At 74.9% G+C, this 13859-nt stretch carries 12 protein-coding genes; 7 read left to right on the top strand and 5 right to left on the bottom strand.

Going from position 1 to position 13859, the window contains the following annotated elements:
• Positions 1-101 precede the first annotated feature (101 nt).
• Positions 102-662 carry a diaminobutyrate acetyltransferase gene (gene ectA / locus C892_RS0116835; RefSeq protein WP_017558125.1) on the bottom strand — a complete coding sequence of 187 codons (561 nt, stop codon included), beginning with the start codon at positions 660-662 and terminating at the stop codon, positions 102-104.
• Between the two features lie 670 nt (positions 663-1332).
• Here ectA and C892_RS0116830 point away from each other — a divergent pair.
• The 3 genes from C892_RS0116830 to C892_RS0116820 all read left to right on the top strand — a co-directional run bounded on the left by C892_RS0116830 (position 1333) and on the right by C892_RS0116820 (position 2992).
• A complete protein-coding gene (locus C892_RS0116830; RefSeq protein WP_017558124.1) occupies positions 1333-1599 on the top strand; it encodes a WhiB family transcriptional regulator in 267 nt (88 codons plus the stop codon).
• Positions 1600-1679: 80 nt separating this feature from the next.
• On the top strand, positions 1680-2273 hold the full coding sequence (locus C892_RS0116825) for a hypothetical protein (protein ID WP_017558123.1): 594 nt from the start codon (positions 1680-1682) through the stop codon (positions 2271-2273).
• The gene (locus C892_RS0116820) at positions 2270-2992 is read left to right on the top strand and encodes a copper resistance CopC family protein (RefSeq protein WP_017558122.1); all 723 of its coding nucleotides are present in this window, start codon (positions 2270-2272) and stop codon (positions 2990-2992) included. The genes C892_RS0116825 and C892_RS0116820 overlap by 4 nt, the downstream gene beginning before the upstream one ends.
• Before the next feature lie 630 nt (positions 2993-3622).
• Here C892_RS0116820 and C892_RS0116815 read toward each other — a convergent pair.
• Both C892_RS0116815 and C892_RS0116810 read right to left on the bottom strand, forming a co-directional pair.
• A complete protein-coding gene (locus tag C892_RS0116815; RefSeq protein WP_026124426.1) occupies positions 3623-4384 on the bottom strand; it encodes a PP2C family protein-serine/threonine phosphatase in 762 nt (253 codons plus the stop codon).
• A 171-nt stretch (positions 4385-4555) separates the two neighbouring features.
• Entirely contained in the window at positions 4556-5218 is a 663-nt protein-coding gene (locus tag C892_RS0116810) for a hypothetical protein (protein ID WP_017538761.1), read from the bottom strand.
• 447 nt (positions 5219-5665) lie between these two features.
• Here C892_RS0116810 and C892_RS0116805 point away from each other — a divergent pair, with 447 nt between their 5' ends.
• Complete coding sequence (locus C892_RS0116805) at positions 5666-6904, top strand: glycosyltransferase (protein WP_017538760.1); 1239 nt, start codon at positions 5666-5668, stop codon at positions 6902-6904.
• 84 nt (positions 6905-6988) lie between these two features.
• The gene (locus tag C892_RS0116800) at positions 6989-7951 is read left to right on the top strand and encodes an anti-sigma factor RsbA family regulatory protein (protein ID WP_239647421.1); all 963 of its coding nucleotides are present in this window, start codon (positions 6989-6991) and stop codon (positions 7949-7951) included.
• A gap of 58 nt (positions 7952-8009) precedes the next feature.
• Here the strand turns inward: C892_RS0116800 and C892_RS0116795 are convergent, their stop codons facing one another.
• Positions 8010-8366 (bottom strand): STAS domain-containing protein, encoded by a 357-nt coding sequence (locus C892_RS0116795; RefSeq protein WP_017558119.1) that lies wholly within the window; start codon positions 8364-8366, stop codon positions 8010-8012.
• Positions 8367-8493: 127 nt separating this feature from the next.
• Positions 8494-9276, bottom strand: a complete 783-nt coding sequence (locus C892_RS0116790) for a GAF and ANTAR domain-containing protein (RefSeq protein ID WP_017558118.1) — start codon at positions 9274-9276, stop codon at positions 8494-8496.
• A gap of 156 nt (positions 9277-9432) precedes the next feature.
• Here C892_RS0116790 and C892_RS0116785 point away from each other — a divergent pair, with 156 nt between their 5' ends.
• Both C892_RS0116785 and rph read left to right on the top strand, forming a co-directional pair.
• Positions 9433-10599: a GAF domain-containing protein gene (locus C892_RS0116785; protein WP_017538756.1), complete on the top strand. Its 1167-nt coding sequence runs from the start codon at positions 9433-9435 to the stop codon at positions 10597-10599.
• A 542-nt stretch (positions 10600-11141) separates the two neighbouring features.
• Positions 11142-13805: a rifamycin-inactivating phosphotransferase gene (gene rph, locus C892_RS0116780; RefSeq protein WP_017558117.1), complete on the top strand. Its 2664-nt coding sequence runs from the start codon at positions 11142-11144 to the stop codon at positions 13803-13805.
• Positions 13806-13859 lie beyond the last annotated feature (54 nt).

Raw genomic sequence — 13859 nt, 5'->3', positions numbered from 1 at the left:
TTCGTGGGCTCTCGGCTCGACTGATCGGGGTTTTTCAGGACGTCATCGGGGGTCGCATCGTTCGTTCTCGCCTCCTCCCGGCGGCGCCGGGCGGGCCGCGGTCAGCGGCCGGCGGGCGGCCGGACCAGCGGACCGATCCGGACCAGGTCCTCGGGCTCGTGCTCGTCGCCGGCCTCCCCCGGCTCGGGGAAGTGCGCCGCGGCGAACAGCGGGGTCCACACGGCCTCCACCCCCCACGCTCGGGCGAAGGATCCGAACAGCGCTCGTGAGGCCGCGTTGTCCGGGGTGACCGTCGCCTCCAGGTAGCTCGCCTCCAGGGAGCCGAACCGCTCCGCGAGGTGGTCGAGCATCCGGCGGGCGAGGCGGCGGCCCTGCATCCGGGGGTGCACGCCCACCTGCCACAGGAAGTACGTACCCCGATCGTCGGGTCGCATGAATCCTGTGACGAATCCGACGGCGCGTCCGTCGGCCTCGCGGGCGATGACCGTGGTCCGGGCGAAGTCGCGGCACCAGAGCGTGTAGGCGTAGGGCGAGTTGAGGTCCAGTCCGCAGTCGCGGGCAAGGCGCCACAGCTCCGGGCCGTCGGCGGGCTCCGGTGCGGACATGCGCAGTCCGTCGTCCGGCCCGCCCTCGGCGGTCCGGCCGGTCGCCTGTCCGGTCACGGAGGGGTGATCCCCCGTCGCGGTCCGGGCGGTCTCTGCGTCGTCGCTGCGTTGATGTGGCACGTCGAAGAAACTTAGCGAACGTTCCTGAGCAGCGTTTCCGGCCGATTCGCCGGAAATGTTTCGGTGCCGTTGCACCGGGTAGGGCTTGTCTATTTAGCGCCCGCCGTCACCGTGCGTCGACATCGCACGGGGGGTGCGCCTGGGCCCCCGAGGTGCGGATCGCTCCCGACTCACCTGGGGTTTCGGGCCGCTCACGGGGGGCGGCCCGGGGCGCCGGGGCGGAGGGACGCGGCGGCCGCTCCCCGCCCTCACCGGGTAAACATACGCCAACCGCAGCGAATCTTAAGGGTGGGCTAAGTCACACGAATTCGGGTGAAAGCCCGCGACAGACCAGGCCCAGTGTTCCCGATCGGCGCACCCGACGCCCAAAGATCTTCATCTGTGCAGGTCAGAGTGGTTAAGCGAGGGTTGCGACCCCATTGCGGCGGCATGACGCGCAGCACATCGCCGCTCACCCCCGGGGGCTTGAACCCGGCGCCGATCTTTAGCAGACTGCGCGTAGTACGACTCAATGTAGTACTACGTGCGGTGGCGACATCCGCCTCCGCGCGCCCCAGCTCCGTCGCCGACCGGCGTCGCGGATCGAGAACGGGAACGGAGGCACCCGGTGAATCGCCTGTACCACGAGAGCGAAGACTGGGTCCGGCACGGAGCCTGCCGGCAGTACGACCCTGAGCTCTTCTTCCCCGTCAGCTCCTCCGGCCCCGGTCACCAGACCGTCGAACTCGCCAAGGCCGTCTGCCGCAGCTGCCCTGTTCGCCGAGAATGCCTGCGGTGGGCGCTGAGGGCCGGGGAGGCCGACGGCGTATGGGGCGGCACCACGCCCGAGGAACGCCGCTACATGCGCCGCGAACTGGTACCGGCGGCGAGCTGAGGCGCGCCCCGTCGGCGGGCGCCCGGTGTGGAGGCCGGGCGCCCGCCGCTTTCCCGTGCCCGACGCCTGGGTTAGGTTCGATGACCGTGGAGACCGTCGGCCACGGGCCGCTCCAGGCCCTGCGCACGGCCCTGCTCGCGGCATCGTGCACCGCCGTGGCGTGGGCCGGACACGCGGTGTGGGGCGGTGCCCCCGTACCGGCATGGGCGCCCCTCAGCGCGGCGGCGCTGCTGGCGGGGCCGCTGGCCCGGTTCACGCGCGGGCGGCGCGGGTTCGGCGAGATCTTCGCGGTGCTGGCCGCGGCCCAGCTGCCGGTGCACCTGCTGTTCCTGGCGGCGGGCTCCGCGCACCCCGCGCCGGAGGCGGCGCTCGGCGCCCCCGCGGTGCACGGGGCGCACGCCGCGCACGGAGGCCCTTCCCTCTTCGGGTACACCCCGGGCATGCTCGCCGGACACCTGTGGGCCGCGCTGGCCGGCGCCGCCCTGCTCTCCCGGGGGGAGGACGCGCTGTGGGGGCTGCTGGGGATGCTCACCTGGGCGCTGCCCCCGCTGATCGCGCCGGCGGCCGTGCCCGCTCCCCCGGCGGCCCGCACCGCGCCGGGGGCGCCGGAGCGCGGGGTCCGGTACGCGCCGCGCTCCGGAATCCGCCCGCGCGGCCCGCCCCTGCGATCGTGACCGAGGAGTCCCTGACCGCGAACGGGCCGAAAGGGCCGACCACCATGACCATTGCGTCCATCACGAACACCGCCCCCGCCTCCCCCGCCGTGCCGGGAGCAGGGGGCGGGTGCGGCACCCGCCGCGCCGCCGCGCTCGCCGGAGCGCTGGCCGCCGCGACCGCGCTGGGGCTGGCCACCGCCCCGGCGGCGAGCGCGCACGACGTCCTGCTGTCCTCCACCCCGGAGGAGGGGGACACGCTGGACACCGCGCCGGAGACGGTCGAGCTGACGTTCAGCGCCGACATCGGCGACGGCGGCAACGCGATCGCCGTCAACGGGCCCGACGGGGACGACCACGCCACGGGCGGCATCACCATCGACGGGCCCGACGCCGAGATCGGGATGGAGCCGCTGACCGAGGCGGGCGACTACACGATCGCTTACCGGATGGTCTCCTCCGACGGGCACGTCATCGAGGACACCGTCGAGTTCACCGTCTCCGACGAGGCCGTCGCCGACGAGCAGGAGGCCGCGTCCGAGGAGGGCGGCGAGGAGTCGTCCCCCACCCCGGAGGACGACGGTGCGACCGACGAGGCCCGGACCCAGGAGGACGCCCCGCCGTCCAGCGACCCGGTGTCCCTCTTCGGGCCGGTGGGCGGAGCGATCATCGGCATCGCGCTGCTGGCGCTGGTCGTGATCGCGATCATCCGCCTGCGCAGGCGCGGCGGCGGCGACTGACCGGTCCGCGCCGAACCGCCGATGAGCCCCGGACCCACCTCGTGGTGGGCCCGGGGCTCTCGTCGTCCCGAACGAAGCCGGTCCCGCCGCTCCCTGCCGTCGAAGGGCTGTCGGTTCCACCATGGTCCGAAGACCATGCGGCGACGGAACGGCAGGTACCCCGCTCGTGGGCTCCACCCGGGCGGCGGGGCGGCAGAGTGCCGGGTGAAGAGCGGCGACGAAGGAGGCGGGGGCCCGGTCGATCCGGACGCGCAGCGGGTCGAATCCGCCGGTGACCGGGCCGGGAGGCCCCGCCCCTGGGGGGCGGCTCTCTTGCCCCGCCCGACGCCCCCGCTTCTGCCGCTGCCTTTGCCTCTACGGACAGGAAACGCCGACGAACCAACGATCAGCAGGTGCTTCGCGCCCCTGACCGGGAGTACCGTCCACGCCGAAGAGCGATGATCGTCCCTGCGCACAGAGCCGAACATCGGATCTTCCGGCTTCGGTGCTCCATCCCGCCTCCGCGGGCGCCGACCGCTCCTTCGGATACCGGCGCCGGCGGGCCCGCCTTCATGACCCGCCCTGCCCTGCCTCGCCCCCGCCTCGCCCCGGTCCCGGAGCTCGAACGCGGGAGGGCGGCCCTCGGACGACCTACATGCGGCGGGCGAGAAGGATGCTGATGTTGTCGCGCCCCGAGGCGTGCATCGCGGCGCGCCACAGGGCGTGGACGGCGCCCTCGTCGTCGGACGCCTCGGCGATGATGCGCTCCATCTCGTCCTGGGCGACCAGGTCGCTCAGGCCGTCGCTGCACATCAGCCACGCGCTCGGGTCGGGCTCGGCGTCGCGGTCCACATGCGGCACCATCGCCGTGCTGCCGCTGCCCCCCAGCGACTGGGTGATGAAGTTCGTCGTGACCGGCTTGCCGTCCTCCGACGGCGGCAGCGGCGGGGAGTCGTCCTGGGAGAGCTGGCGCAGCCGGTTGCCCTCCAGCCGGTAGGTGCGCGAGTCGCCCACGTTGAACCAGAAGTTGCCGTCGGTGTTGAGGAGCATCCCCGCCACCGTGGTCCCCATGCCGGAGAACTCGGCGTGCTGGGTGGCGTGGTCCTTGATCTCCTCGTCGATGTTCTTCAGCAGCATCGCCACGTCGTCCGGGCCGGTCATGAGCGGGCTCATCTCCGCCATCCGGTGGACCGCGTGCTCGGAGGCGATCTCCCCGGCCGCGTGGCCGCCCAGGCCGTCGGCGACCGCCAGGACCACCGGCTCGGTCAGCGACAGGACGCAGCGCACGGGAACGTTCATGTTCGCGCTGGCGACGGTGAGGGCCCCCATGACCACGGCGTCTTCGTTCGCCGGCCGGACAGCGCCCCGGTGCGTCAGGGCAGTGACCGTGACTTCCCCACCAGCGACACCCATGCGCCCTACCTCCCGTTCACAACGGCAGCGACTGCCGTACGCGTCTGCGCGGCGCCCCGCCGGACGGTGGGCCGGGGCGCGTTGATCTTGTAACCGTATCGGGGGACCGTTGTCCGTGGCCAAAGTCCGCGTCCATCATGGCGGAAATCGCCCGGCGCCGCAGTTCCGGGATCAGCCGCGCGCCATGGGCGAGGGCACCCCGTTCCGGGCGGCCGCCGCCACGCACGACCGGGCCCGCTCCTCCGGGCCCGCGGCGGGCCCCGCCCCCGCCGTCTCCACCCGGATGCCCCGGCTCCGCAGCGGCCCGCCCAGCGACCGCGCCCACCCCACCGGGTCGACCGCCCACGCGCCGCCCACCAGCACCACCGACGACCCCGCCGGCATGAAGTCGCGGGCGGCGCGGACCAGCCACGCCACCGCCTCCCGTGGGGCCCCGGGCCCCACGGGCGCCGCCGCCACCAGCACGTCCAGGGCCCCGAACTCCAGCGCGGCGTGCGCCACCGCCGCACGGCAGGCCGTCTCGCTCCCCATGGGGCAGTGCAGCGCCAGCGCCCACGCCCCCAGCCGGGCGGCGTCCCGCGCCGCCCGTTCCACTCCGCTCGGCGCACCGCCCGCCCGGCCGCCGGACTCCGGTCCGGGGACGACGGGGAGGGGGCCGGCGACGACCCCCGGCCGTCCCGCGTCCCCGGCGGCCGCCACCGCCGCGCCCTCCTTGGCCAGCGCGGCCGCCACCGCACCGGGCCCGTCCTCCTCGAAGTCTCCGGCGACCAGTGCGCGCCGTCCGGCCAGTCGCCCCGCCCCCCGATAGTCGGGGAGGGGATCCGTGAACCCCATACCCCTGTCCTCCGTCCTGCCGGGGCTCCGTCGCCGCCACCGTGCCCGAGTCCTTGCACTGCAAACGCCCGGCACCGCCCGCGACCCGCCCCGCGACCGCGTTCCCGCACGCCGGAGGCGCGTTGTCGGCCCTCGAACCGCTCTGGCAGAATGGGGTCCGCTGGGTGTCTAAGACGCAGACACACCTCCTCTGAGCGCTCCCTCCCGGGGTTCACTCCCGGTGCTGAGGCGGGCGCTACACGTGTTTCCTCAGGAACCCGTTAGGTGTGATTCCATGCGTCCCCATTTCTCTCTCACCGTTCTCCGGACACCCGTCCGTTCTCCGTCTCCGTCACCATGCGGCCCGGCCTCCGTGCCCCCACACGCTCCCGGGCCCCTGCCCCCCTGTGCTCCGCCCCCCGCTCGCGGAGCACGCCCTTCCGACTCCATCGCCACGAGGAGCACTCCGTGAAGATCGCCCTGATCGCCGAGCACACCGCCCCCCTCGCAGCACACAGGGGCGAGCCCACCTGCGGTGACAGCGTCCACGTCGCCTCGCTCTCCCGCCACCTGGCCAAACTCGGCCACCGGGTGACCGTCTACGCCCGCAAGAGCACCTCCGACCCGGTGGGCCGCTCCCGGATGGGGCGCGGCGTGCACGCCGAGATCCTCGGCGCCGGCCCCGAGCGCCCCCTGCAGGAGCACGAGGAGGCCGACCACACCGGCGCGTTCGCCACGGCGCTGACCGCCTCCCTGAAGGACGACGCCCCCGACGTGGTCCACGCGCTCGGCTGGACAAGCGGCCTGGCCGCACTGTCCGCCGTGCACGGCGCCGGGGGCCTGGGCGACGTGCCGGTGGTGCAGACGTTCCACTCCCTCAACGCGACCGAGCAGCGGGCCGGCCTGCCCGAGCGCCCCGAGCGGGTGCGCCTGGAGGCCGCCATCGCCGGCCGGGCCGACGCGGTCGCGGTCAGCTCCGCCGACCTGCGGTTCGAGCTCGCCCGCATGGGGCTGCCGCGGCACCGGGTGGCCGTGGTGCCGTTCGGCGTGGACACCGACCACTTCAGCGTCGAGGGCGGGGCCGCCGCCGAGCCGTGGAGCCAGCGCCGCCAGGACCGCACCCGGGTGATCACCGTCTCCGGACCGGCCTCGGGCGGCCCGGACCGGCTCATCGACACGATGGTGCGGCTGCCCGACGCCGAGCTGCTGGTGGTGGCCGCCGCGCCGCTGGAGGTGGCGCTGGACGAGGACGCCCGCCGCCTGGAGCTGCGCGCCAAGGAGGCGGGGGTGGACGACCGGGTGCACCTGATGGGCCCGGTGGAGCGCAAGGAGCTGCCCCGGCTGCTCCGGTCGGCCGACATCTTCGCCTCGGCCGACCGCTACGACCCCTACGGCGGCGCCGTGCTGGAGGCGATGGCCTGCGGGCTCCCGGTGATCGCCCGGGCGGCCGGCGGTCCCACCGGCGCGGTGCTGGACCGCACCACCGGGATGCTGCTGCGCTCGGCCCGCCCCGACACCCTGGCCCGCGCGGTGCGCGGGATGATGAACGAGGCCACCACCCGCTCCGCGCACGGCATCGCCGGCGCCGACCGGGCGCGCTCGCGGTTCACTTGGCAGCGGGTCGCCGCCGAGACCGAGCGGGTCTACCGCACCGCCCTTCCGGGCGCGGACGGCCTCCCGCTGGCCGCGGGCGATGATGCACACTAGTCCGGAGACGGCCCCGTGATGGGGGGCCTGCGCCTGCGCCGCCACGTTCCCGACGCGACCGGGAGGACCGTCCGGGGTGATGCCATGACGTCGCACGCCGCGCCCCCGGACGGCGGGGCCGCAGCCGTGGAGCACGCCGCGGTGTTCGGCGGGTCCGGCGCCGGGCTGTGCGCCCCCGTGCTGCCCCGCATCGCGGCGGGCGCCGAGGGCGGGCGGCGCGTGACCGTCGCGGTCGGCGACCGGCTGCGGGAGGCCCTGCGGGAGGCCCTGCGCGCCCGCCTGCCCGAGCCCCTGCTGCGCCGGGTGCGCTTCGCCGACCGCGCGGAGTACTACGACGCCCCGGGACGCACGGTCGGGGCGCTGCACCGGCTGGCCGTGGAGGCGGGCGGCGCGGGGGCGCTGTTCGTCGGTGAACCGGCGCCGCCGTCGGGGACGCGGCTGGAGCGCGACCAGTGGCGGCGCATGGAGGCGGCCGTGCACCGGGCGCTGGCCGGGGACCGGCTGGCGGTGCTGTGCCTGCACGACACCTCCGCGCTGGACCCCGCGGCGCTGCGGGGCGCGCTGGAGGCGCACCCGCTGCTGCTGGCGCAGGGGGGCGTGCGCCCCAACCCGTCCCACCGGACCGCCGAGGAGGCCGCGGGCGCCGCCGCACCGCCGGTCCCGCCGCCCGCCGACCCGGTGCTGACCATGGACATCCGCCCGGACCTGCCGTCGGTGCGCGAGGAGGCGGTGGGCCTGGCCGAGGCCGCGGGCCTGCCGCAGGGGCGCCGGTCCGACCTGCTCGTGGCGGTCAACGAGCTGGCGGCGAACGTGCTGGAGCACGGCGCGGGCAAGGGAACGGTGACCTTGTGGCGCGAAGGGGGCCGCCTGGTGTGCGAGGTCCTGGACGGCTCGGCCGCGCTGGACGACCCGCTGGTGGGCTTCCGCCCCGCCGACGGCCTCGGCGGCCGGGGCTACGGCCTGTGGATCACCCGGCAGGTCTGCGACTTCCTGGAAGTCCTGCCCGGCCCGGACGGCACGCGGATGCGGGCCCACTTCCGGATTTAGCCCCCCGCCCGGCCCGACGACGGTCGGCGGATCAGGCCGCGGACCTTTGCCGACCGGCTCAGGTGCCGGCCAGGACCGCCTCTCGGGCGTCCCCCGGGTCGTCCTCGATGGTGATCACCTGGTCGATGCCGGCGATCACGAACAGGCGGTGCACCGCCCGCTGCGGGGCCGCCACCGCGAGGCCGATGCCCCGGTCGCGCGCCTGCCGGTAGGACTGGACCAGCACGCCGATGCAGCGGGAGTCGCAGAAGCTCACCTTGGCGAAGTCGATGACGATCCCCCGCGGCGGCACCTCGGCGGTCAGGAGGCCGTCGAGGACCTCCGCCAGGGCCGGAGAGGTGACGGCGTCCATGTCCCCCTCGGGGGCGACGACCACCGCGTCACCGTCCCTGCTGACCGGGATCTGAGACGGCACGCCCACACTCCTCGCTCGCGCCTGTCGTGGACTCCACCCGCCCACACTAGCGCCCGCCCGAACGGCGAGACAGGTACGGCCGTCCACCGTCACCACACCGATACACCGCGTCGCCCTCCGCAACCCCTCACCGCGCCCGCACGGTCGCCTCGGCGTTCTCCTCCACCAGGCGCCGCGCCACGTCGGCGACCTTGATCCGGTTGCGCTGCGCCACCCGGCGCAGCTCCTCGAACGCCTCGGCGGCGCCGCACCCGCGGGCGTGCATCAGAATCCCCTTGGCCTGGTCGATGACGGCGCGGGCGGACATCGCCCTGCGCATGTGGGCCGCCTCGCGTGCGGCGTCCACGTACCTGCCCGCGCTGTGCAGCGCCATCGCCGCGTGCTCGGCCAGCAGCGCCACCAGCGGCGCCACCGCCTCCACGTCGAAGGCGTCGCCGCGCCCGGAGTGCACCCCGAAGGTGACGACCTCCTCCTCCATCTGGCACGGGAAGGTCACCGAGGACCGGTCCCCGCACTGCACCGCCGCGCTCAGGTAGTCCGGCCAGCGGTCCTCGCGCAGGACGTCGCCGACGGTGACCGCGCGCATCTCCCGCACCGCCTCCACCGCGGGCCCCTGGTCGACGGCGTACTGGCGCTCCAGCGCGGTCGCCAGGTCCGAGTGGGAGGCGCCGTAGTCGACCACGACGTGGCTGCCGGCCGCGCAGCGCTCCCCGCCGGCCCCGTCCTCGTCGCCGGGGCGGACCCCCCGCCAGATCACCACGAGCGCCGCCGAGCAGCCGGGCACGCCGCGCGCGGCGGCCGCGCTCATCCGGTCCATCGCACGCTCGGGCCCACTGCCCTCGGCCTGCCCCAGGGCGCCGATCTCGCGCGCGAGCCGCTCCACCCACGCGGGTGTCGCCGCGTCGCTCACCTGCCGCCCCCTTCCGGCCGTTCGCCGACTCCACGGTAACCGCAGAACCCGGGGGGCCGCGCATGCGTTAGCGTCGGTAGGGGCCCGGCGGCGCGCACCCGCCGCCGACCCGCATGATCATGCATTTTCACAGAACAGGGGCTGGAGTCCGAGAGCGTGCCGGAGAACCTCGCCGATCTACAGCGGGAGATCGCGGAGCTGAACGAGCGGGCGGACGCGCTGCGCACCACCCTGGGCATGTATCCGGACGACGCCGCGGGCACCGCCGAGGCCGCGCTGGCCGAGCTGTCCTACGCCGGAACGCTGCTGCGGGACTGCGGCGAGCGGCTCGCCGCGGACGCCGCCGACACCGGACCGCGCCGGGCGCCCTCCGGCGACGACGAGAAGGCGGTGCTGCGCGCGGCCTTCAACGAACTCACCGTGCCGGTGCTGCTCCTGGACCACGAGGGCTACATCCGGCGCATCAACACCCTGGCCGCCGAGCGGCTGGGCAGCGCCCCCGGCTACCTGACCGGCAAGCCGTTCTCCAACTTCGTGGACCTGCGGCGGCGCGCCCCGATGCGGTCGTGGCTGGCCGCCGTGCTGCGCGGCGGGGAGACCGCCTCCTTCGAGTCCCGCCTGGCCCAGCGCGGCTGGGCCGAGGACGTGCACCTGACCCTCACCCGGCTCGACGTGACCACCGAGGCCAACCCCCTGGTACTGGCGGTGGTCTCGCCGGCGGCCGACGGGGGCGGCGACGAGGGTCCCGCGCCGCTGGAGCCGGAGGTGGAGGACCAGGTGGTGGTGCTGGCCGCGCGCCGCCTGGACGTGCTGACCCGGATGACGCGGCTGCTGCTGGCCTCGGCCGGCCCCGGCGGCGCCGGGCGGCCGCTGGCCCTGGACGAGGCGGCGGCGCTGCTCGCCGACTCCTACGCCGACTGGGTGCTGGTGGACGTGTGCGACCTGCCGGGAGACCCTTCGCGGGCGCGGCGCGCCGTGGTGGCCGCCCCGGAGGCCCACGGCCACCGGGAGCTGCTGGAGGGCCGCGACCCGGGTGCCACCGAGGTGCCGGGGCAGGTGCTGGCGACCGGGACGTCGGTGCTGGACCAGCAGATCGAGGACGAGACCGCGCTGGGAGCCGCCGCCGACGGGGCGCCGCTGCTGAGCGTGCTGGGCGCGGGGTCCCTGCTGAGCGTTCCCCTGGTGAGCAGCCGCGGCGTGCGCGGCGCGCTGACCCTGATCCGGCGCAGCAACCGGGGGGCGTTCCGCCTGGCCGACCTGGGTCTGATCGAGGAGATCGGCGAGCACATCGGCCTCGCTCTGCCGCCCCGTCCGACGAGCTGACCGGACCGGGGCCGACCGCCTCTCTTCGATGCCGCCTCGCTCGCCCGCCGATCGCGTCCGGTCTCGCTGTGTCGTCATGTTTCGCCGTGTGATCGTGGCCGCCTTACGCCGGGCGGGCGTCGGCCCCGACGGTGGCACGCGCTCTGGTCGCCGCGCCCGGCGGTCGATGTGCGTCGGTTCGCGCAGCAGCCGTGACGACCTGGACAGGGGCACGCTGCGCCGCTCCGACCGACGCGGCCGTGGCCTGCCGGGACCTGCCGGGACCTGCCGGGGTCGCGGACGGAGGCCGCGGACGGGCGTTCCCGGCGGGCGGCGATCTCGTCCCGGTCCGGCGGCGCGAGGGGTGCTCCCCCTGGGGAATCCCGCCCGATACGCCCGTCGGCCCCCGTTCGGCCGCGAATCGGCCCCGGAAACAAAAAAGGCGGGGAGAAAAGTTCCTCCCTGCCACTTTCAATGTATAGCAGCCCCCGGGGCTTGCGGCAAGACCCCGGGCGTCGTGCAGAATCCTGCAGGTCAGAACCGACGTACGGGGGAAGTGGCGCATGCTCGAGACCAATGGCGGTACGGAGGAATCCGTCCGGCACGATTCCTATGTGCTGGACCTGCGGGAGGCCGGCCGGGACCGGATCGCGGACGTCGGCGGGAAGGGCGCGCACCTCGGTGAGCTCTCGCGGATCGACGGCGTCAGCGTCCCCGACGGCTACTGCGTGACGACCGCCGCCTTCCGGCGGGTCGTCGCCGGCGTACCGGAGATCGGCGGCCTGCTCGACCGGCTCGCGGCCGCGGCGCCCGGCGACCGGGACGAGATCCGCACCCTCAGCGCGCAGGTCCGCCGCGCCATCGAGGAGTGCCCGGTCCCCGACGACCTGGCGGCGGCCGTCACGCGGCCGCTCGCCCGGCTCGGCGAGGACGCGGCCTACGCCGTCCGCTCCAGCGCGACCGCCGAGGACCTGCCGGCGGCCTCCTTCGCCGGACAGCAGGACACCTACCTGAACGTCGTGGGGCCCGCCTCGGTCCTCGAACACGTCCGCCTGTGCTGGGCGTCGCTCTTCACCGAGCGGGCGACCGCCTACCGCCTGCAGAACGGCTTCGACCACCGCAAGGCCGCCATGGCCGTGCTCGTGCAGCGCATGGTCGCCTCGGAGGCCTCCGGCACCCTGTTCACGGCCGACCCCGTCACCGGGAACCGGAGGGTGTCCGCCGTGGAGTCCGTGTTCGGCCTGGGCGAGGCCCTGGTCTCCGGCCGGGTCAACGCCGACGTCCACAGGGTCCGCGACGGCGCGGTCGTCGGGAAGGAGGTCGCGGCCAAGCGGTCGGCCCTGGACCCCGTCCCGGGCGGCGGGACGCGGGAGCGGCCGATCGGGGGCGATGAGCAGGAGCGGCAGGTGCTCACCGATGAGCAGGCGGTGCGGCTCGCAGAGCTCGGCCGGCGGATCGAGGCGTACTTCGGCCGCCCGCAGGACATCGAGTGGTGCCTGGCCGACGGCGGCTTCCGGATCGTGCAGAGCCGACCGGTCACCACGCTGTTCCCCGTCCCCGAGGCCCGGGGCGGGGACGGGGACGGGGCCCGGGGGAACCGCGTCTACATCTCCGTCGGCCACCAGCAGATGATGACCGACCCGTTGAAGCCCTTGGGCCTGTCGTTCTGGCAGATGACGACGCCGCGCCCGATGGCCGAGGCCGGCGGGAGGCTGTTCGTCGACGTCACCGCGGCCCTGGCGGCGCCGGCGAGCCGCGCAGCGTACCTGGAGGTCTTCGACCGGTCCGATCCGCTGATCGGGGACGCGCTCCGGACCGTCCTCGACCGCGGCGGCCTCATCCCGCCGGCCGAGGACGGGGCGGCACCCGCGGCGCCTCCCTCCGGCGGCGCACCGGGCGAGGTCGACGCCGACCCGGCCGTCGTCGCCGAGCTGGTCGCGCGCGGCCGGGAGTCGACCGCCGCCGCCGAACGCGCCGTCGGGGCCGCGTCCGGCCCGGAGCTGTTCGACGTCATCGTCGAGGACCTCGCCGAACTGAAGCGGCTCATGTTCGACCCGCACTCCACACGGGTGATCATGGCGGCGATGGAGGCGTCGGCGTGGCTCAACGACAAGCTGTCCGCGTGGCTGGGCGAGCAGAACGCCGCCGAAGCGCTCACGCAGTCCGCCCCCGGCAACGTGACCTCGCAGATGGGGCTCGCGCTGCTGGACGTGGCCGACGCGGTCCGCCCGCACCCGGAGGTCGTCGCCCACCTGCGCACCGTCGGAGACGCCGGAGCCGAGGACCTCCTGGAGGGGCTGACCGGCCTGCCCGGCGGCCGGCAGGCGCGCGACGCGATCCAGGCCTACCTGGACGACTACGGCATGCGCTGCGTCGGGGAGATCGACATCACGCGCCCGCGCTGGAGCGAGCGCCCCGCCACGCTCGTGCCCGTACTCCTGAGCCACATCGACAACTTCGAGCCGGGGGCCGGGGCACGCCGCTTCGAGCAGGGGCTTCAGGAGGCGCGGAAAAAGGAGCGCGAGGTGCTGGAGCGCCTGCGGGCGCTCCCGGACGGCGAGGGCAGGGCCGAGGAGGTCGAGCGCAGGATCGGTCTCGTCCGCACCTTCATCGGCTACCGCGAGTACCCGAAGTACTTCATGATCAGCCGCTACCTCGTCTACAAGCGGGCTCTGCTGGCGGAGGCGGACGGGCTGGTGCGGGCCGGGGTGCTCCGCGACCGGGAGGACGCCTTCTTCCTCACCTTCGAGGAGTTCCGCGACGCCGTGCGCACCGGGTGGGCGGACGACGGGCTCATCCGCCGCCGCCGGGAGGAGTTCACGGGCTTCGAGGCGCTCACGCCGCCCCGGGTGCTCACCTCCGAGGGCGAGGCCGTCACCGGGTCCTACCGGCGCCGGGACGTGCCGGACGGGGCGCTGGCGGGCCTGCCGGTGTCCTCCGGGACCGTCGAGGGGCACGCCCGGGTCGTCCTGGACATGGAGGAGGCCGACCTGGAGGCGGGAGACATCCTGGTCACAGCTTTCACCGACCCCAGCTGGTCGCCCCTGTTCGTCACGCTCGAAGGGCTGGTGACGGAGGTCGGGGGCATGATGACGCACGGCGCGGTGGTCGCCCGGGAGTACGGCCTGCCGGCCGTCGTGGGGGTGGAGAACGCCACCGCGCTGATCCGGGACGGGCAGCGGATCCGGGTGAACGGAACGGACGGCCACGTCGAGATCCTGTCCTGAGCCGCCGGCAGGGGATCGCGGCGACGGATCCGGGCCCACGAGGAAGGCGGGCGC

The organism is Nocardiopsis baichengensis YIM 90130 (assembly GCF_000341205.1).
GTDB lineage: Bacteria > Actinomycetota > Actinomycetes > Streptosporangiales > Streptosporangiaceae > Nocardiopsis_A > Nocardiopsis_A halophila.
This window is presented reverse-complemented; position numbering and strand designations above follow the sequence as displayed.

Excerpts from the sequence above, each read along its gene's own strand:
- C892_RS0116815 (WP_026124426.1), bottom strand. The coding sequence starts at position 4,384 with ATGGGTGTCGCTGGTGGGGAAGTCACGGTCACTGCCCTGACGCACCGG.
- C892_RS0116810 (WP_017538761.1), bottom strand. The coding sequence starts at position 5,218 with ATGGGGTTCACGGATCCCCTCCCCGACTATCGGGGGGCGGGGCGACTG.
- C892_RS0116800 (WP_239647421.1), top strand. The coding sequence starts at position 6,989 with ATGACGTCGCACGCCGCGCCCCCGGACGGCGGGGCCGCAGCCGTGGAG.
- rph (WP_017558117.1), top strand. The coding sequence starts at position 11,142 with ATGCTCGAGACCAATGGCGGTACGGAGGAATCCGTCCGGCACGATTCC.
- C892_RS0116825 (WP_017558123.1), top strand. The coding sequence starts at position 1,680 with ATGACCGTGGAGACCGTCGGCCACGGGCCGCTCCAGGCCCTGCGCACG.